The organism is Kitasatospora sp. NPDC041917 (assembly GCF_055589745.1).
This window is the reverse complement of the sequence record NZ_JBVJBI010000007.1, coordinates 32,128-49,583: the sequence shown is the minus strand read 5'-3', so window position 1 is coordinate 49,583 and position 17,456 is coordinate 32,128. Positions and strand designations below refer to the sequence as shown.

General features: G+C 73.6%; 15 protein-coding genes and 1 tRNA gene. 5 read left to right on the top strand and 11 right to left on the bottom strand.

Annotation, left to right across the window (positions count from 1 at the left end; all coding sequences use genetic code 11):
- Nucleotides 1-63 precede the first annotated feature (63 nt).
- From ACZ6EM_RS10640 to ACZ6EM_RS10630, 3 genes are all read right to left on the bottom strand, one after another.
- Nucleotides 64-2,040, bottom strand: a complete 1,977-nt coding sequence (locus ACZ6EM_RS10640; protein ID WP_401044173.1) for a sel1 repeat family protein — start codon at nt 2,038-2,040, stop codon at nt 64-66.
- Between the two features lie 367 nt (nt 2,041-2,407).
- A tRNA-Met gene (locus tag ACZ6EM_RS10635) sits at nt 2,408-2,481 on the bottom strand.
- Nucleotides 2,482-2,545: 64 nt separating this feature from the next.
- Nucleotides 2,546-5,503 (bottom strand): UPF0182 family membrane protein, encoded by a 2,958-nt coding sequence (locus ACZ6EM_RS10630; protein WP_401044190.1) that lies wholly within the window; start codon nt 5,501-5,503, stop codon nt 2,546-2,548.
- Between the two features lie 250 nt (nt 5,504-5,753).
- Between ACZ6EM_RS10630 and ACZ6EM_RS10625 the strand changes: the two genes are divergently transcribed.
- Nucleotides 5,754-6,326, top strand: a complete 573-nt coding sequence (locus tag ACZ6EM_RS10625; protein WP_359908408.1) for a PPA1309 family protein — start codon at nt 5,754-5,756, stop codon at nt 6,324-6,326.
- Nucleotides 6,327-6,388: 62 nt separating this feature from the next.
- Here the strand turns inward: ACZ6EM_RS10625 and ACZ6EM_RS10620 are convergent, their stop codons facing one another.
- From ACZ6EM_RS10620 to ACZ6EM_RS10605, 4 genes are all read right to left on the bottom strand, one after another.
- Nucleotides 6,389-7,498, bottom strand: a complete 1,110-nt coding sequence (locus ACZ6EM_RS10620; RefSeq protein WP_359908403.1) for a YlbL family protein — start codon at nt 7,496-7,498, stop codon at nt 6,389-6,391.
- A 42-nt stretch (nt 7,499-7,540) separates the two neighbouring features.
- Entirely contained in the window at nt 7,541-7,732 is a 192-nt protein-coding gene (locus ACZ6EM_RS10615) for a hypothetical protein (protein ID WP_401044177.1), read from the bottom strand.
- Between the two features lie 212 nt (nt 7,733-7,944).
- A complete protein-coding gene (locus tag ACZ6EM_RS10610) occupies nt 7,945-8,385 on the bottom strand; it encodes a molybdenum cofactor biosynthesis protein MoaE (protein WP_359908397.1) in 441 nt (146 codons plus the stop codon).
- A gap of 182 nt (nt 8,386-8,567) precedes the next feature.
- Entirely contained in the window at nt 8,568-9,716 is a 1,149-nt protein-coding gene (locus ACZ6EM_RS10605; protein ID WP_359908394.1) for an NAD-dependent epimerase/dehydratase family protein, read from the bottom strand.
- A gap of 199 nt (nt 9,717-9,915) precedes the next feature.
- Between ACZ6EM_RS10605 and ACZ6EM_RS10600 the strand changes: the two genes are divergently transcribed.
- A complete protein-coding gene (locus ACZ6EM_RS10600) occupies nt 9,916-11,436 on the top strand; it encodes a zinc-dependent metalloprotease (RefSeq protein WP_401044180.1) in 1,521 nt (506 codons plus the stop codon).
- Complete coding sequence (locus ACZ6EM_RS10595) at nt 11,433-12,035, top strand: NUDIX hydrolase (protein ID WP_359908388.1); 603 nt, start codon at nt 11,433-11,435, stop codon at nt 12,033-12,035. The genes ACZ6EM_RS10600 and ACZ6EM_RS10595 overlap by 4 nt, the downstream gene beginning before the upstream one ends.
- Before the next feature lie 111 nt (nt 12,036-12,146).
- Here the strand turns inward: ACZ6EM_RS10595 and ACZ6EM_RS10590 are convergent, their stop codons facing one another.
- Nucleotides 12,147-12,884: a M48 metallopeptidase family protein gene (locus ACZ6EM_RS10590; protein ID WP_401044183.1), complete on the bottom strand. Its 738-nt coding sequence runs from the start codon at nt 12,882-12,884 to the stop codon at nt 12,147-12,149.
- 255 nt (nt 12,885-13,139) lie between these two features.
- On the opposite strand from ACZ6EM_RS10590, the gene ACZ6EM_RS10585 reads away from it, so the two are divergent.
- Both ACZ6EM_RS10585 and ACZ6EM_RS10580 read left to right on the top strand, forming a co-directional pair.
- Nucleotides 13,140-14,228, top strand: a complete 1,089-nt coding sequence (locus tag ACZ6EM_RS10585; RefSeq protein ID WP_387694932.1) for a ThiF family adenylyltransferase — start codon at nt 13,140-13,142, stop codon at nt 14,226-14,228.
- Between the two features lie 227 nt (nt 14,229-14,455).
- Nucleotides 14,456-15,838 carry an ABC1 kinase family protein gene (locus ACZ6EM_RS10580; protein ID WP_465772242.1) on the top strand — a complete coding sequence of 461 codons (1,383 nt, stop codon included), beginning with the start codon at nt 14,456-14,458 and terminating at the stop codon, nt 15,836-15,838.
- A gap of 120 nt (nt 15,839-15,958) precedes the next feature.
- Here the strand turns inward: ACZ6EM_RS10580 and ACZ6EM_RS10575 are convergent, their stop codons facing one another.
- From ACZ6EM_RS10575 to ACZ6EM_RS10565, 3 genes are all read right to left on the bottom strand, one after another.
- On the bottom strand, nt 15,959-16,357 hold the full coding sequence (locus ACZ6EM_RS10575) for a hypothetical protein (RefSeq protein WP_380358895.1): 399 nt from the start codon (nt 16,355-16,357) through the stop codon (nt 15,959-15,961).
- On the bottom strand, nt 16,354-16,722 hold the full coding sequence (locus ACZ6EM_RS10570; protein WP_380358898.1) for a WhiB family transcriptional regulator: 369 nt from the start codon (nt 16,720-16,722) through the stop codon (nt 16,354-16,356). Before ACZ6EM_RS10570 ends, ACZ6EM_RS10575 begins: the two co-directional genes overlap by 4 nt.
- 170 nt (nt 16,723-16,892) lie before the next feature.
- On the bottom strand, nt 16,893-17,351 hold the full coding sequence (locus ACZ6EM_RS10565; protein WP_452177977.1) for a hypothetical protein: 459 nt from the start codon (nt 17,349-17,351) through the stop codon (nt 16,893-16,895).
- Nucleotides 17,352-17,456: the final 105 nt, after the last annotated feature.

Below are 17,456 nucleotides of genomic sequence, written 5' to 3'. Positions count from 1 at the left end.
ACCGATCAGGGAGTTGCACCGATCGGCGGGACAAGCGGATCGCGGGGCCGCTCGAATCGGGGGTTACGCGCTCAACTCGGCGTTCAGCGCGCCCAGCAGCCGCCCGGCCCGTTCGGCCACCTCGGCCGGCCCGGAGCCGATCGCCCGCCGGCACCAGTTCTCCGCCTGCATCGGCTCCCCGCGGCGCAGTGCCAGCAGCGCCAGCCGCAGCGCCGCCCGGCCGTGCCCGGCGTCGGCGGCCCGGGTGTACCAGAGCATCGCCTCGGCCTCGCTGTCCTGCCGGGCCAGCAGCAGCCCCAGGTTGAACGCGGCGCTGCGGCTGCCCGCCTCGGCGGCCCGCCGGTACCAGCTCTCCGCGATCTCCAGCGCCCCGCGCTCGGCCGCCCGCACGCCCATCCGCACCTGCGCCCGGCGGTGCCCGGCGTCGGCGGCCAGCGCGTACCAGTGCTCGGCCTCGGCGTCCGCGTCCCCGCGCCGGTCCAGCAGCGAGGCCAGCCGGAACGCGCCCTCGGCCGAGCCTCCGGCCGCCGCCTGCCGGTAGCGCTGCAGCGCCCCGGCCAGGTTGCCGCGCTGCTCCTGGACGACCGCGAGCTGCAGGGCCGCCTCGCCGTGCCCCTCGGCCGCGGCGCGCGCGTACCACTCCTGGGCCTGCTGCTGCTCGCCGCGCCCGGCGTGCAGCACGCCGAGGTTGAACGCGCCGTCCACGCTGCCGGCCTCGGCCGCCTTGGAGAACCAGGGCTGGGCGCCGGACTCGTCGCCGCGCTGCAGCAGCACCACGGCCAGCGCGTTGCAGGCCTCCCGGTGCCCGGCGTACGCGGCCCGGCGGTACCACTGCTCGGCCTGCTGCTCGCGGCCGGTGCCGGCGCAGAGCAGGCCCAGGTTGAAGGCGCCGTTCTGGTCTCCCGCGTCGAGTGCGGCGCGGTACCAGCGCTCGGCCGCGGCGGCCTCGCCGCGGCTCGCGTGCAGCGCGCCCAGGGCGTTGGCGGCGTTGCCGTCCCCGGCCTCGGCGGCCTCCTGCCACCACTCGGCGGCGGCCGCCACGTCCCCGGAGTCGCGCAGCAGGAAGCCCAGCGCGCAGGCCGCGCGCGGCTCCCCGTTCTGCGCGGCCTGCCGGTACCAGCGGGCCGCCTCCTCCAGCAGCGACCGGTCGGTGCGGGCGCGCTCCTCCAGCAGCACGCCCAGACGCAGCGCAGCGCGGGCGTGGCTGCGGGCGGCGGCGGTGCGGTACCAGGTCTCGGCGGTCTCCTTGTCCCCGGCGGCCTCACGCATCCGGGCCAGCCGGTAGGAGGCCTCCCGGTGCCCGGCGTCGGCGGAGACCTTGAACCAGCGCTCGGCGCGCACGTCCCGCCGGTGCTCCATCAGGTCGCCCAGGGCGTACGCGCCCAGCGGGTGGCCGTGGTCGGCGGCGAAGTGCAGCCAGTACTCGGCGGCCTCCTCCTCGCCCTGGTCGCGCAGTTGCAGCCCGAGCGCGTGCGCGGCCGGCGCGCTGCCGGCCACGGCGGCCTGGCGCCACCACTGGCCGGCCTCGGCGCGGTGGCCCTGCTGGTGCAGCAGCACGCCGAGGTTGTTGGCGGCGGCGCGCACCCCGGCGGCCGCGGCGGCACGCAGGTAGGACTCGGCGTCCTCCAGTTCGCCGCGGCGCAGCAGCAGGGTGCCGAGCCGGCAGGCGGCGTCCGGGTCGCCGCCGTCGGCGGCCTGCCGGTGGCGGGCCTCCAGCGCGGCGGACTCGCGGGCGGCGAGGGCGGTCTCGAAGCTGGTCGAGTCGAGGCCGGCCGGGTCGAGCGCGGCGCCGGCGGCCGGCTCCCCGCCGGGCTGTTCGCCGTACGCGCCGACGGCGGCGGCGAACTGACGGGTCGACACGTGGACCAGGCTGTCGGGCCCGTAGCCGGTGGCCGGGGAACGCTCGGACAGTCCGCTGGTGCGCTGGGCGGGCAGGGCTCCGGGGTGGGCGGCGGTGCTCTCGGGGCTCTCCGCCCAGGCGTCGGTGTCCGCCTCGACGGCCGCCGCGGACTTGGCGCCTGACTTGCCGATCAGCCTCATGCCGACTCCCGCTCCCCCAGAGTGTCGCGGCATCGTGCCCCGGCGTGCGACCGGGAGGACTCCCGGGGGAGGCGCCGGACCCGACGGCCGGTCAGCGGCCGTGCACCGTCCCCCATGTGTCCCATCGTCGCATCACCCAGTACCCGCGTACACCTGCCCCGGCCGAATTCCGGCGGGGCTGACCCGAAGCCGACGAAATTGCTTCGGCGCTTTGTCGATTTCCCGACACTCCAACCCCACAAACCCCGCTGCCGTCGTCCTTGGCGACGGTCGATACTACCGGAGCGGTTCCCGCCGCTTCCGGGCGAGAACGGAGCGGGAAACACCAGAGGCCCGGAGGAAGAATCCTCCGGGCCTCTGGCCTTTGTAGCGGGGACAGGATTTGAACCTGCGACCTCTGGGTTATGAGCCCAGCGAGCTACCGAGCTGCTCCACCCCGCGTCGGTGGTTGAACCATAGCACGGTCGCGGGGTGGAACGGAAAACGGTTGCCGCAGCTCAGTGGGCTACGGCTGCGGGCTGGGCGATCCGCCGCCCGTGGCACCCGGGGCGGGAGTGCCGCCCGGGGCGGGCGCCGGGCTGCCGCCGCGGGCCGCCTCGGCGGCCTTCAGCGCGTCGCCGAGCGCCTTCTGGGCGTTGCCGTAGGCCACCCAGTCGCCGTTCTTGAACGCGGTCTGGCTGTCGTTGTACGCCTTCTCCGCGTCCGAGAGCGCCTTCTGGAGCTCCGGCGAGATCGTCCCGCCCGGCGCCGGCGCGGTGGGCGTCGTCGGGTTGGTCGGGGTCGTCCCGGTGCCCGGGTTGGCCGGCACGGTCGGGGTGGTCGCCGGGGGCGTCCCGCCGAACACCTTCTTCAGCGCGGCCTCCAGGGTGTCCTCGAACGCCACGTTGTCGTCCCCGTACACCGCCAGGACCTTCTGCATCGTCGGGTACTTGGCGCCGCGTCCGCGCACGTACACCGGCTCGATGTTGAGCAGTCCGCCGCCGACCGGCAGGGTCAGCAGGTTGCCGTACTCCAGCTCGGCGTCCCCGCCGCTCTTCAGCGCGAAGATCTGGTTGGCCACCTCCTGGCGGGAGTTGAACTTCGACTGCACCAGGCCGGGGCCCGGGGCGCCGCTCTCGCCCGTCATCTTCAGGATGCGGATCTTCCCGTAGTCGTCCCCCGGGTCCGCGTTGACGGCCATGAAGGCCGCCAGGTTGGGCCGCTGGTTGGGCACGAAGGTGCTGGTGAGCGAGAAGCTCGCGGTGTTGGTGTCCGGCATCCGCACCGTCACGTAGTACGGCGGCTGGACCTGCTTGGTGTCGCTGGTCGGGTCCACCGGGACCTGCCAGATGTCACTGCCGTTGAAGAAGGAGTTGGCGTCGGTGACGTGGTACTGGCCGAGCAGGTCGCGCTGCACCTTGAACATGTCCTGCGGGTAGCGCAGGTGCGGCAGCAGGCCCTGCGGGATGTCCGCCTTGGGCTCGACGGTGCCGGGGAAGGCCTTCATCCAGGTCTTCAGGACCGGGTCCTTGTCGTCCCACTGGTAGAGCTTCACCTCGCCGGTGTAGGCGTCCACCGTGGCCTTGACCGAGTTGCGGATGTAGTTGACCTGGTTGGCGACGGTCAGCAGCTCACCGCGCTGGTTGGTCAGCGAGTCCTTGGTGGCGGCGCCCAGCGTCGTCTTCGAGGAGAACGGGAAGCCGTCCGAGGTGGTGTAGCCGTCCAGCACCCAGAGCACCCGGCCGTCCTGCACCACCGGGTACGGGTCGGCGTCGATCGACAGCCACGGCGCGACCTTCTCCACCCGCTCCTTGGGCGTCCGGTTGTAGAGCACCTTGGCACCGTCGGTGATCGCCCCCGCGTAGAGGATCTGCGGCTCGCTGAAGCGCACCGCGTACGCGGCCCGGGTCAGCGGGTTGTCCAGCGAGACCCCGCTGCCGCCGGAGTAGGTGTACTCGGCGTTCTGGCCGGTCTTGGGATCGGTGTAGTCGATCTCCTTGTTGGCGCCGCCGACGATCGAGTAGGTGGTGGTCTTCTCGCCGTAGTAGATCCGCTGCTGGTAGTCGCCCAGCGTGCCGGTGGCCGGCAGGCCCGACTCGGTGAACACCGGCTGGCCCTTGTCGTCGACCTGGTTGCCCTTGGCGGCCACCGCGCCGTAGCCGTGGGTGTACTTGAAGTGGTCGTTGATCCAGTTGCGCTGCACGCCGTTGAGGTCGAGCTCGCGCAGGCCGATCACGCTGTCCTGCTTGCCCTGCCCGGTGCCGTAGCGGTCCACGTCCAGCGTGTTCGGGAAGGCGTAGTAGTTGCGCTGCTGCTCCAGCGACTGGAACGTCGGCGAGACCACGTTCGGGTCCAGCAGCCGGATGTCCGCGACGGTCTGCGCGTCCGGCTTGAGCGCGTCGGCGTTGGTGGTGCCCTGCGGGGTGTACTGGGTGGTCTGCGCGTCCGCGATCCCGTACGCCTGGCGGGTGGCGTCGATGTTCTTCTGGATGTACGGCGTCTCCTTGGCCTGCTCGTTCGGCTTGACCTGGAACTGCTGCACGATCGCCGGGTACAGCCCGCCGATCAGCACCGCCGACAGCACCATCAGCCCCAGGCCGATCAGGGCCGGGGCCCAGGTGCGGCGGATGGGGGTCAGGAAGAACAGCACCGCGCAGATGATCGCGACGAAGAACAGGATGGTCTTGGCCGGCAGGAACGCGTTGGCGTCCACGTAGCGCAGGCCGGTCCAGCCCGAGACGCCCTTGTACGAGCCGGTCTTCACCGCCAGCGCGTACCGGTCCAGCCAGTACGCGACGGCCTTCAGCAGCACGAACACGCCCAGCAGCACCGCCAGGTGCCCCTGCGCGCCCACACTCGCCCGGCGGCCCGGGCCCTGCAGCCGCAGCCCGCCGTACAGGTAGTGCACCAGCGCCGAGGTCAGCAGCGAGACGATCACCGCGCTGAACGCGAAGCCCAGCACGAACTCGTAGAACGGCAGGTCGAAGGCGTAGAACGAGACGTCCATGCCGAACTGCGAGTCCTTCTCACCGAAGGAGGTCGAGTTCGTCCACATCAGCCAGGTCCGCCACTGCCCGGAGGCGGCGGCGCCGGCCACCAGGCCGATCACCAGCGAGATGCCGATCAGCGCCCAGCGCTTGAACGGCGCCAGGCCGGCCCGGTAGCGGTCCAGGCTCTGCTGCTCCACCGACATCGCCGACAGCGGCGGCCGCAGCCGGTGCGCCAGCCAGATGTTGAAGCCGACGATCACCGCCATCAGCAGCCCGAACACCGCGAACAGGCCGATCTTCGTCCACAGCTGGGTGGTGAACACCGAGGAGAAGTGGACCGACTTGAACCACAGCCAGTCCGTCCAGAAGCCCGCGAACATGACGAACAGCAGGAAGAGCACCGCGAGCACGCCCAGGGTCAGCAGGGCCACCCGCGCTCGCCGGGAGGGCGGGCCTACCCTGCGCCGGAAACCCGGCTCTGAGCGTTCGGGCATCTGGAAGACCACGGTGGCACCTCGGCTGTGTCGTCTGAATGGGTCGGTCGTCAGAGAAACTTAACCAGGCTTTGGTCGAGTTCCCACCGTTAGCAGACGGTTACGACGCCGGTCCGCCCCCGGCCGTCCCTTCCGTGGTTCCCGCGGCCCTCCGGGCGGCCCCGCGGCGGTCGTCGCGGCGCCCCTGACGACGGCTCCCGCGGCGGACCGCCCGGCGAGCGGGCCCCGCCCGGCGTGTGAGGATTGAGGCATGTCCGACGCGTCTGATCTGAACAACTCCCCCGACGACGTCTCCAAGCTCCCGGCCGCCACCCCGCTGACCCGGGCCGCGCTGGAGATCGACGAGTACGCATCCACCCTCGGCTGGGACCTCCCGGCCCGGCTGTTCGCCCTGGTGGACAGCGCCGCCCTGCGCAAGGCCAACCCGAAGATCGCCAAGCAGCTCGGCCTCGCCGAGGGCGACGAGGCCGGCCTGACCCCGATCGAGCAGGACGAGCTGCCGGCCGGCATGGAGCTCGACAAGTTCCTCGGCACCATCGCCTGGCCCGACTCGGTGGCCGGCTGCGCCCTGGTCGTCGAGCGCATGATGCTGCCCCCGGGCGCCGAGCAGTCCCGCCCGCGGGGCGCCAGCGACGCCCAGCTCGCCGAGTGGGTGGCCAACCACCCCAAGCGCGAGGAGGTGCGGATCACCGCCGCGGTGCTGCGCGGCGGCAAGAAGGAGATCGCCCTGCGGCTGCGTTCCAAGGACGTCGCCCGCGAGGTGCTGACCGGCCCCGACCTGGTGCCGGGCCTGACCGAGGCACTGCTGGCGACCTTCGCCTGACGCCTTCCCCGCCGGCTCTCCCGGCGGCCGCCCGGCGCCCGCCGGGCGGTCGGCCGGGCCTGTCAGCCGGCGGAGCAGGACGGCAGCGCGGAGGTCTGCCCGGAGCGGACCTGCTCCAGCGACTTCAGCGCGCCGTCCAGCGTGTCCGCCTTGATCAGGGTCAGCCCGGACGGCACGTTCTTGGTCGCCTCGGCGCAGTTCGAGGACGGGGTGAAGAAGTACTCGGCCCCGGCGTCCCGGGCGGCGATCAGCTTCATCGAGATGCCACCGATCGGGCCGACCTTGCCGTCGTCGTCGATGGTCCCGGTGCCGGCCACGAACTTGCCGCCGGTGAGGTCGCCGCCGGGGGTGAGCTTGTCGATGATGCCGAGCGAGAACATCAGGCCGGCGCTCGGGCCGCCCACGTCCTGCAGGCCGATGTCGATCTGGAACGGGTAGGTGTGCCGCATCCCGGTGCCGATGCCCACCACCGCGAGCTCCGCCCGCTCGGCGGAGGCGTTCGGGTCGAGGTCCTTGGCCCGGACGGTCGGGACGGTGACGTCGGTCTTCCCGCCCTGCGTGGCGGCGCCGTTCGCGTCCTTGACCCGAGGCACGACGGTGAAGACCACCGACTCGCCCGGCTTGTGCTTGGTGACGGCCGCGACCACCTGCTCGACCGAGCCGACCGGCGTGCCGTCCACCGCCACGATCTGGTCCCCCGCGTGCAGCCGGCCCTCGGCCGGGGCGCCCGCGGTGACCGACTTCACGATGAACTCGCTGCCCACCGGGATGCCCAGCTGCTTGAGCGCCGCGGTGCGCGCGCTGTCCTCGGAGGAGGCGAACTCCTCGGCGTTCTGCTTCTTGGCCTCCGCGTCCGACTGCCCCTTGGGGTAGACGTTGTCGTGCGGCACCACCAGCACGTCGTCCCGCAGCCAGCCGACCACCGCGTTGACCAGGCTGGGCTCGTACTTGGCCCCGGTGACCTGGACGGTGGTCATGTTGAGGTGACCGCTCGTCGGGTACGAGTCGTGCCCGCTGATGCTGATCACCGGCTTGCCGCCCTGGTTGCCGAGCGTGTTGTACGTCGGCCCCGGGCTCATCTCCGTGTACGGCACCTTCATCAGCACCGAGACGCAGAGCAGCGCTATGAGCAGCAGGGTGGCAGCGAGCATCGTCGCGGAGCGGCGTGGCATGCCACGACAGTACGGGACGCGCCCGAAGCGGCGCCCGCCGGGCTACCTGCCGGAGCCCTCGCCGGGGGCGGCCGCGCCCGCGGTGGTGCGTTCCATGGCGGCCATGAAACGCCGGTGTTCGGCCAGCGAGGCCGGGTCCCCGGTGGCCCGCGGCGCCCGCTGGGCCCACACCGCCCAGAGGGCGGCGACCAGGACCGCGGCCACCGGAATGAGCAACCAGGCGAGCGCACCCATGTCAGTACTCCCAGCTCGTCGTGTCTATGAGCAGATTAACCACTCCGGCGGACAACGCGGCCGGCGCCATCCGGGTCACGGGACGGCCGATCGGCTCACTTCCAGGGAGTATTCGGAGCACCGTCACGGACCCGTTGGAGTGAGACCTCGGCGCGCCTGACCCGACCGACGCACGAGGTGTGCCGATCGGTTCCGTCGCACCGGTCCCGCTCTCAGCAGCCGCCGGCGCCGACCCACTCCTCCCCGCCGTCGGAGAAGACCTGGTGCTTCCAGATCGGCACCTCGTGCTTGAGGTCGTCGATCAGCCGACGGGCGGCCGCGAAGGCCTCGCCGCGGTGGGCGCAGGAGACGGCGACGATCACGGCCTTGTCCGTGATCTCCAGCCGGCCCACCCGGTGGACCGCGGCGAGCGCCCGGACCGGGAAGTCGGCGGCCACCTTCTCGGCGATCCGGCGCATCTCCTGCTCGGCGGTGGGGTGGCAGCTGTACTCCAGCGCGGAGACCGACTTGCCGCCGTCGTGGTCCCGGACCGTCCCGACGAAGACGGTGGTGCCGCCGGCCGCGTCGTCGCCGACCGCCTCGTACACCTCGTCCAGCGAGAGCGGGGTGTCGCGGATGGCGAGCAGGCGGATGGGGTCGTGGTTCTCGGACATGACCCCATGATTCCCCATCCGGGACGGGACGGGGCACGTACTTTCCGCATCACGACGCCGGACTTTCGCATCGTGAGAAGCGCGTGCCGTCCGTCGACCGCCTCCCCACGCCGCCCGGTACCGGCAGGACGGAACCGGCCGATCGGAACCGGCACCGGGGCCGACCGGTCGGGGCCGACCAGTCAGAACCGCCGCCGCTTGCGGGCCCGGCGCACCAGCGCCGCCGTACCCACCAGCGCCACCGTCGCCCCGGCCGCCCCCAGACTGGTCGCCGCCTCCTTGCCGCCCAGCCGGCGACCGGCCACCGCGTGCTTGCCGGACACCTGCTCCAGCAGCTCGGCCAGCACCTGCTCGTTGGTGTGCGCCGGACGCCAGCCCGCCTCGTGCAGCCGGCTCCCGGACACCACCCACGGGTACATCGTGTACGCCAGGTCCCCGGCCGGGGCCGGGGTCAGACCGAGCCGGTGCAGCCGCGCCGCCGTACCGAGCGCCAGCGAGGCCGGCAGCTCCATCCGCCGGATCCCGGACAGCCGCTCCACGTCCTCCTGCTCCAGCCAGCCGTCGCAGCCGACCGTCACCTCGCCCTCGACCAGGCCCAGCGCCGCGTACTCCAGCGCCGCCGCCAGGTCGTCCACGTGGCAGAACTGCCAGCACGGGCGGGAGCCCGCCACCACCAGCAGCCGGGGCGCCTCGAAGTGCCGGGTCAGCACGGTGTCCACGCCGGGACCCACCACCACGGCCGGGCGCAGCACCGTCACCTGGAGGCCCGGGTGGGCGCGCGGCGCCCGGCGGGCCAGCCGCTCGATCTCCAGCAGGTCCCCGACCAGCGAGGCCTCCTCGGTGGCCCGCAGCTCGGAGTCCTCCGCCAGCGGCACCTCGTTGTCGGCCAGCGCGCCGTAGACCATCGCCGAGGTGCACAGCACCACCCGGTGGACGCCGGCGGCCGCGGCCGCGGTCAGCACCGTCTGGGCGCCGCGCACGTTGTAGGCGCTGCGGGCCCGGGCGTCGGACTCCATGCCGAAGTCCATCGCCAGGTGCACCACCACGTCGACCCCGGCCAGCCGCTCGGCCACCGCCGGGTCGCGGACGTCGAGCACCCGCCACTGCACGCCCGGCACCTCCCCCCGCCGGTCGTCCACGGCGAGGACCTTCCGGACGTGCGGGGAGGCCACCAGCCGGGCGGCGACCCGCTCGCCCAGCACCCCCGCGGCGCCGGTGACCGCCACGGTCAGCGGCCGTCCGCCGTAGGCTGGAGACGGCGACGCCGTGGTGTCCGACGCGTCCTCTCCTCCGGTCAGCCCAGAGCGAACGTCCGAGGGCGGGGAACTCACCGGCCATCCTCCACGGTTAGCTTTATGTGCGTACGGACGTGTGTCACGTACGTCCATCCTGCCCGAGGCGAAGGCCCGGCGGTGCACCCGGCGCGGGCCTGCCGCGCGGGAGCCGCCCCCGAGTCCCCCACTCCGCCGCCGCCCCGGGCGCAGACTTTTCCGCCACACCCGCATGACGGCCGACCGGATCGAGGACCCCGTGAGCGACCTTCCCTTCGGATTCGGCGTTCCGCCCGAGGAGCCCGAGGACGGCAAGGCCAAGCCCGACGACGCGCAGAAGAACGAGAAGAAGGACCAGGAGCAGTCCGGCGGCGGTCCGCAGCCGTTCGGCTTCGGCGGCGGCAACCCCTTCGGCGCGATGTTCGGCATGCCCGGCGCCCCGGGCGGCGCCGGAGCCGACAACCCCTTCGCCGCGATGTTCGGCGGCATGAACCCGGGTGACCTCGGCGCCGCCTTCCAGCAGCTCGGCCAGATGCTCTCGTTCGAGGGCGGCCCGGTGAACTGGGACCTCGCCACGAACATCGCCCGCCAGACCGTGGTCGCCGAGCCCGCCGAGGGCAAGAGCAAGGACCGCTCGGTCAGCGCGGCCGAGCGCTCCGCCGTCGCCGAGGCCGTCCGCCTGGCCGACCTGTGGCTCGACGGCTCCACCGAGTTCCCCTCCGGGGCCGGCACCGCCGTCGCCTGGAGCCGCGCCGAGTGGATCGAGGCCACCCTCCCGGTCTGGAAGGACCTGGTGGACCCGGTCGCCGAGCGGGTCGGCAACGCCATGGGCGGCGTGCTGCCCGAGGAGATGCAGGCCATGGCCGGCCCGCTGATGGGCGTGATGCGCTCGATGGGCGGCGCCATGTTCGGCACCCAGATCGGCCAGGCGCTCGGCGCGCTCGCCGGCGAGGTGGTCGGCTCCTCCGACGTCGGCCTGCCGCTCGCCCCGGCCGGCAAGGCCGCGCTGCTGCCGCAGAACGTCGCCGAGTTCGGCGAGGGCCTGAGCGTGCCCGCCGACGAGGTCCGGCTCTACCTCGCCCTGCGCGAAGCCGCCCACCAGCGGCTCTTCGCCCACGTGCCGTGGCTGCGGGCCCACCTTCTGGGCGCCGTCGAGGCCTACGCGCGCGGCATCAAGGTCGACACCTCCCGGATGGAGGAGCTGGTCGGCCAGCTCGACCCGAGCAACCCGGAGGCGCTGCAGGAGGCGCTGGCCGGCGGCCTGCTCCAGCCCGAGGACACCCCGGAGCAGAAGGCCGCGCTCGCCCGCCTGGAGACCGCGCTCGCGCTGGTCGAGGGCTGGGTCGACGCCGTCGTGCACGCCGCCGCCGAGCCGCACCTGCCGCAGGCCGGCGCGCTGCGCGAGACCGTCCGCCGCCGCCGCGCGGCCGGCGGGCCCGCCGAGCAGACCTTCGCCACCCTGGTCGGCCTGGAGCTGCGTCCGCGCCGGCTGCGCGACGCCTCCCGGCTCTGGGCGCTGCTCGCCGACGCCCGCGGCATCGAGGGCCGCGACGCGCTCTGGGAGCACCCGGACATGCTGCCCACCGCCGCCGACCTGGACGACCCGGACGCCTTCGTGCACCGGGGCTCCGCCGACGACCTGGAGGGCGGCATCGACTTCGACGCCTTCGACAAGCTGCTCGGCGAGGCCGCGGCCGGCAAGCCCGACCTCACCAAGAAGGACGAGCGGCCGGGGACCGACGAGGACGGCACCGACGGAAAGGGCGAGCCCACCGCATGACGGCGACCGAGACGCCCGCCACCGGGACGCCCGGCACCGGACTGCACGCGGACGCCGTCCGCGCGCTGACCGGGTGGCGGCCCGCCGACGAGGACCAGGAGCGGCTGCGGCTGGACTACCTGGAGCACCTGGCCGAGCAGCCCGAGGGCCTGTACCGCTCCTGCCTGCCCGCGCACATCACCGCGAGCGCGGCGGTCGTCGACCCGGCCGCCGGGCGGGTGCTGCTCACCCTGCACCCCAAGGTCGGCATGTGGCTCCAGATGGGCGGGCACTGCGAGCCCGGCGACCGCGACCTCGCCTCGGCCGCGCTGCGCGAGGCCGTCGAGGAGTCCGGCATCCCCGACCTGGTGCTGCTGGAGAGCGACGGCGCCCCGGTGCCGGCCAAGCTGGACCGGCACCTGGTCCGCTGCACCGGCAAGGACCGGCCGGAGAACACCCACCTGGACGTCCAGTACATCGCGCTGGCCCCGGCCGGCGCGCAGGCGCTGATCAGCGAGGAGTCGCTGGACCTGCGCTGGTTCGACTACGACCGGCTGCCGGAGCTCACCGACCACTCGGTGCGCGACCTGGTGGCCCGGGCACGGCAGCTGACCGGCTGAGGTGCGACGTCGGAAGGGGGCGCGGAGCCTATTGGCCCGCGCCCCCTTCCGTCGTTCCTCCGGTCGGACCGACCGGTCTCCGGCCGGGTGCATACCCGCGCCGCCGCGGCCTCAGCCGCAGGAGGAGTCCGGGTCCGGCCCGGACGGATCCGGGGCCGCGTGCCGCGCGCCGGGGATGTGCGGCAGCCGGGCGGCGGAGACCACGCCCTCCAGGTAGCCGCGGGCCCGCTCGGTCCGCGGGTAGGACTCCAGCAGGGCCCAGAACGCCGGGCCGTGGTCCGGCACCAACAGGTGCGCCAGCTCGTGCAGCAGCACGTAGTCCAGCACGTACTCCGGCATGCCCTGGAGCCGGTGGGAGAGACGGATCGTCCCCTCGCTGGGGGTGCAGGAGCCCCAGCGGGAATTCTGGTTGGTGACCCAGCGGACCTGGCTGGGCCGGGCGCGACCGTCCAGGTAGGCGCCCGACAGCTCGCGGGCCCGGGTCATCAGGGCCTCGTCACCGGGGGTCCGCCGGGACTCCTGGGCGGCGAGCTTCTCCAGCATCTGCGCGACCCAGCGCTGCTCCTCGGCGTGCGACATCCGGGCCGGGATCAGCACCACGGTGCGGTCGCCCTCGCGGTAGGCGGAGACCGTACGGCTGCGGCGGGCGCTGCGGCGCACCTCGACCCGGCCGCGGTCGTGCGCCTCGGGGGCCGCCGCGCCGGAGGGCGGCGGCTGCGGTGGAGCCGGCCTCGGCTGCTGCCGCTGGTCGGGGCGCCCGCGTGTGTTCGGCGCCGCGACCTGCGACCCGGACGCTGCGCGGGCACGCCGACTCGACGCCGGAGGATGGGAGTCCCGCTCGGCTGCCATGGCACACGACGTTACCCGGTACCACGGACAGAAGTCCGCTGCCGTGGCCGGAATCTTTCATGGAGTGATCGGGAACGAAAAGTCGACGGCGGGTGTCCGGAAACCGACTCCGGAGGGGATGGCCGGTTATCCACAGGGCGCGCGAACGGATGGTGCGATCATGCGCACGGCCCTGTGGACAACCTTCCGCACGACGTCGGCGCGATGGGGCAAGCTGCGGTCGGCCGTCCGGAAACGATCGGAAGGGAGATCGTCGTGCGCCTCGCCCTCAAACCCGCGCTGTCCCGCAGCTGGCGGGACCCGCAGACCCTGCAGTTCGGCACCGTCACCCGCTTCGCCGGGGTGCTCGGCAACGCCGACAAGACCCTCTGCGACTTCCTCGCGCTGCTCGACGGGACACGGGAGCGACCGGAGCTCCTGACCGAGGGCGAACGCATCGGGCTCGGCCGCGAACCGGCCGACACCCTGCTCACCGGCCTGGAGGAGACCGGCCTGCTGGACGACGCGGAGGCCGACCGCCGCGCCCTGGCCCGCTTCCCCCCGCAACAGCGGGACCTGCTCGGCCCCGACCTCGCCTCGCTCTCCCTGGTCCACTCCGGCCCGGGCGCCGCACCGGCGGTCCTCGGCCGCCGGGCCGACGCGCGGATCGAGGTGCGCGGCGCGGGCCGGGTCGGCACCGCCGTGGCGGCGGTGCTCGCGGCGGGCGGCACCGGCACGGTCACGGTCGCGGACCGCGGCCGGGTGAAGCCGGAGGACTGCTCCCCCGCCGGGCTGCCGCCCGGGGACGTCGGACGGCTGCGCTCGACGGCGGCCCGGGAGGCGGTGCAGCGGGCCACCGGCCGGCCGCCGGCGCCCCTGCCCCGGCGCCGCACCGGGGAGCCGCCACCGGACTTCGTGGTCCTCGCGCCGCGGGACGGCAGCGCCGCCTTCGCCGGCGGGACGTACGAGGCCCGACTGCTGCTGCGGGCCGGGGTGCCGCACCTCTACGTGGGCGTGGTCGAGGAGTTCGGCGTCGTCGGACCGCTGGTGATCCCCGGGGTGTCCGCCTGCGGGCACTGCCTGGTGCTGCGCCGGGAGGACGAGGACGCCGCCTGGCCCCGGGTCCTGGCCCAGCTCGCCGACGGAGGCCCCGGACGGGCCCGGACCCCGGCCTGCGACACGGCGCTGGCGACGGCGGTCGCCGGGCTGGCGGCGCTGCACGTCCAGGTGTTCCTGGACGGCGGCCGGCCGCCGAGCGTGGACGGCTGGTGCGAGGTCTCGGCCGGGGACGGCATGCCGAGGCGCCTGCGGCTGCGCGGGCACCCCGACTGCGGCTGCCTGTGGCAGCCGCTGCCGCCGGGGTGAGGAGCCCCGGAGGAAACCATCCGGCCCCGCGCGGGAAGTCGGCCGAGCCGACTTCCGGCGCGGAACCACCGGCCCCCACCGGACCAAGCCACCCAACTCCCCGCAAAGCGAGGGCACTCCCGGCCCCGCCCCACGGAATTCCGAGGGGCACGCGGCAGGGAGCGGGCACAATGGCGTAGAGATGGTCGGCCGCCCGGAACCGGGGGGCCGGGGAATGGAGGCCCGGGGTGAGCGATCTTCCGCGCAAGGCAATGACCCGCACGGCACGGCTCGCCGCCCTGCCGCTGGGGATAGCCGGCCGCGCCACGCTCGGCCTGGGCAAGCGGATCGGCGGCCGCTCCGCCGAGGTCGTCACCGCCGAGCTCCAACAGGCCACCGCGGACCAGCTGTTCAAGGTCCTCGGCGAACTCAAGGGCGGGGCGATGAAGTTCGGGCAGGTGCTGTCCGTCTTCGAGGCCGCGCTGCCGGAGGAGGTGGCCGGGCCGTACCGGGCGGCGCTCACCAAGCTCCAGGACGCCGCTCCCCCGATGCCCGCCGCCAAGGTGCACACCGCGCTCGCCCAGCGGCTCGGCGACTCCTGGCGCGAGCTGTTCCGGGAGTTCGACGACCGGCCCTCGGCCGCCGCCTCGATCGGCCAGGTGCACAAGGCGGTCTGGCACGACGGCCGCACGGTCGCCGTCAAGGTGCAGTACCCGGGCGCGGGCGACGCCCTGCTCGCGGACCTCTCGCAGCTGAGCCGGGTGGCCTGGCTGCTGGGACCGCTGATCCCCGGGCTGGACATCAAGCCGCTGATCGCCGAGCTGCGCGAGCGCGTCTCGGAGGAGCTGGACTACGAGCTGGAGGCGCAGGCCCAGCGCCGGCACGCCGAGGAGTTCACGGACGACCCGGACATCGTGGTGCCGGGCGTGGTGGCCCAGGCCGACCAGGTGCTGGTCACCGAGTGGATGGGCGGCACCCCGCTGGCCGAGGTGATCGCGGGCGGCACCCAGGAGGAGCGCGACCGCGCCGGGCAGCTGCTGGCCCGGTTCCTGTTCGCGGGCCCGTCCCGGACGGGGCTGCTGCACGCGGACCCGCACCCGGGCAACTTCCGGCTGCTGAAGGACGACGGCCCGGCGTCGGGCTGGCGGCTGGGCGTGCTGGACTTCGGCACCGTGGACCGGCTGCCCGGCGGGCTGCCCGCGCCGATCGGGGCCTCGCTGCGGATGGCGTTGGCCGGGGACGCGGCCGGGGTGCTCCGGATGCTGCGCGAGGAGGGCTTCGTGAAGCCCTCGATCCGGCTGGATCCGGACGCGGTGCTGGACTACCTGCTGCCGATCATCGAGCCGGCCGCGGTGGAGAACTTCCACTTCACCCGGACCTGGATGCGCGCCCAGGCGGCCCGGATCGCCGATCCGCGCTCGCCCGCCTACAACCTGGGCAAGCAGCTGAACCTGCCGCCCGCGTACCTGCTGATCCACCGGGTGACGCTGAGCACCATCGGGGTGCTCTGCCAGCTGGGCGCCAAGGCGCCGTTCCGCGCCGAGATGCTGGCGTGGCTGCCCGAGTTCGCCGGGCACCCGTCGGCAGGGCCGGCGGGGCCCGCCGCGCCCGCCCGGGTCCGCGAGGACTGACCCAGGCACCGCGACAACGGCCGCAGGCCGCTCCCCGACGACGGGGAGCGGCCTGCGGCACGACGGGGGTGGACCGGAGTCCGGGAGGGGCCGGTCGAGGACGGCCCCGGGCCGACGGCCCTACATCAGTGCGACGGCGAGCGCCTTGCGGGCCCGCATCGAGGCCCGCTCGGCCCGCTGCCTGAGCCTGCGGGCCCGGGCGACCCGGTTGACGAGCCGTTGGTTCTCGGCCTCGTGCAGCCTGTCTTGCATATGGGCACGGGCCAGGGATTCGTGGAGGAGTTGCATTTCGAGGATCCTGTTCTGGGTCTGACGTTCGGTGGCCTGCTCGGCGCGGGCGGTGGGATCGACGGCGGCGGGGTTCATGTGGTGGTCCTGCTCGTGGTGCTTGCTCGGGAACGGGATGCGGGCTGCGGCGTCGGCCTTGGCGGCGGCGATCCGCACGGATCGGCGGAGGGCGCTGTCCAGCGGGGGCTGCTCTCCCCGGCGGACGACCCTGGCGCCGTGGGCGGGGTTCACGCCATGACCTCGGTCTTGCGCGGACGGCCACGGGGACGCTTGCGGGCCACGACGACGCCCTGGACGAACAGCTCGCCACCCCAGACGCCCCACGGCTCGCGCCGCTCCAGGGCGCCGGCCAGGCAGGCCTCCTTCACCGGGCAGGTGCCGCAGAGGGACTTCGCGTACTCGACGTCGGCCGGCGTCTCGGCGAAGAAGACCTCGGGGTCGAAGGCGCGGCAGGGGATGGGGAGACCGAGGGACTCGGCCTGCTCGATCGAGCTGAGCTGCATGGAAGGAACCTCCGGGGGGTCGGCCTGGTCGGCCTGGGTGATCTGGCTTGTCGGCGGTACGGACGGGGTGGGCGGTGTGATGACCGTGGACACTGTGGGCGTCTTCCTCGTCTTTTCTCAGTGGTTCCGGCCCAGGTGACTGGTGGTGCTGGGCCGGAGGCCCCGGAGGGCCTGGGTGGTCTTGCGTACCGGACAAAACAGAAGGGCCGCGGATCCCGGTGTGACGGGTTCCGCGGCCCTGGAGGTGCCGACCTGAGGCTGGCTCAGGTTCGTTCTCTCCAGGGTTCAGGGCCGCGGAAGGCCCACATCCGGACGGCCTCGGCGCCGGTAAAGGCGGCCGTGGCCTGGTTAATCTGCTGCTCGTTCTGCTTCTGGGCGTTTTCGGCACCGATGACCTGCGCATAGCCGCCATGCATGGCGGCGGCTACGGCCGCCTTCGGTGCCTGGGTCGGTCGCTCGTCGCGCAGGGAGCACGGCGTGCCGAACGAGGCCCAGCCCCGGGACAGACCGGTCTCGACAGTGGTGCCGTCGACGCTCCTGCTGCCCGTGAGGCACAGATCAGTGTGTCCAGGACCACTGACAACGGGGGCGACGGAGACACCGGTGGTGTCGAGACCCAGACCGGTTCCACCGAGCTCGGCGAGCGCCCGCAGACGGGCGGCACGCAGGGAGGCAGCGACAACGGTCTGGCCAGTCATTTTGGTGATCATGATGTTTCCCACTGTCTTCGCCTCCTCTCGGCGTCTCGCGGAGCCTGGTCTCCCTGGCTCCGAATGTTCGGATGTCTGTCTCGGTAAAGCTGTGGTGAAGCTCTCGGGCGAGGGGCA

Coding starts and splice junctions, on each gene's coding strand:
- ACZ6EM_RS10630 (WP_401044190.1), bottom strand. CDS start 5,503: ATGCCCGAACGCTCAGAGCCGGGTTTCCGGCGCAGGGTAGGCCCGCCC.
- ACZ6EM_RS10640 (WP_401044173.1), bottom strand. CDS start 2,040: ATGAGGCTGATCGGCAAGTCAGGCGCCAAGTCCGCGGCGGCCGTCGAG.
- ACZ6EM_RS10625 (WP_359908408.1), top strand. CDS start 5,754: ATGTCCGACGCGTCTGATCTGAACAACTCCCCCGACGACGTCTCCAAG.
- ACZ6EM_RS10595 (WP_359908388.1), top strand. CDS start 11,433: ATGACGGCGACCGAGACGCCCGCCACCGGGACGCCCGGCACCGGACTG.
- ACZ6EM_RS10620 (WP_359908403.1), bottom strand. CDS start 7,498: ATGCCACGCCGCTCCGCGACGATGCTCGCTGCCACCCTGCTGCTCATA.
- ACZ6EM_RS10590 (WP_401044183.1), bottom strand. CDS start 12,884: ATGGCAGCCGAGCGGGACTCCCATCCTCCGGCGTCGAGTCGGCGTGCC.
- ACZ6EM_RS10610 (WP_359908397.1), bottom strand. CDS start 8,385: ATGTCCGAGAACCACGACCCCATCCGCCTGCTCGCCATCCGCGACACC.
- ACZ6EM_RS10615 (WP_401044177.1), bottom strand. CDS start 7,732: ATGGGTGCGCTCGCCTGGTTGCTCATTCCGGTGGCCGCGGTCCTGGTC.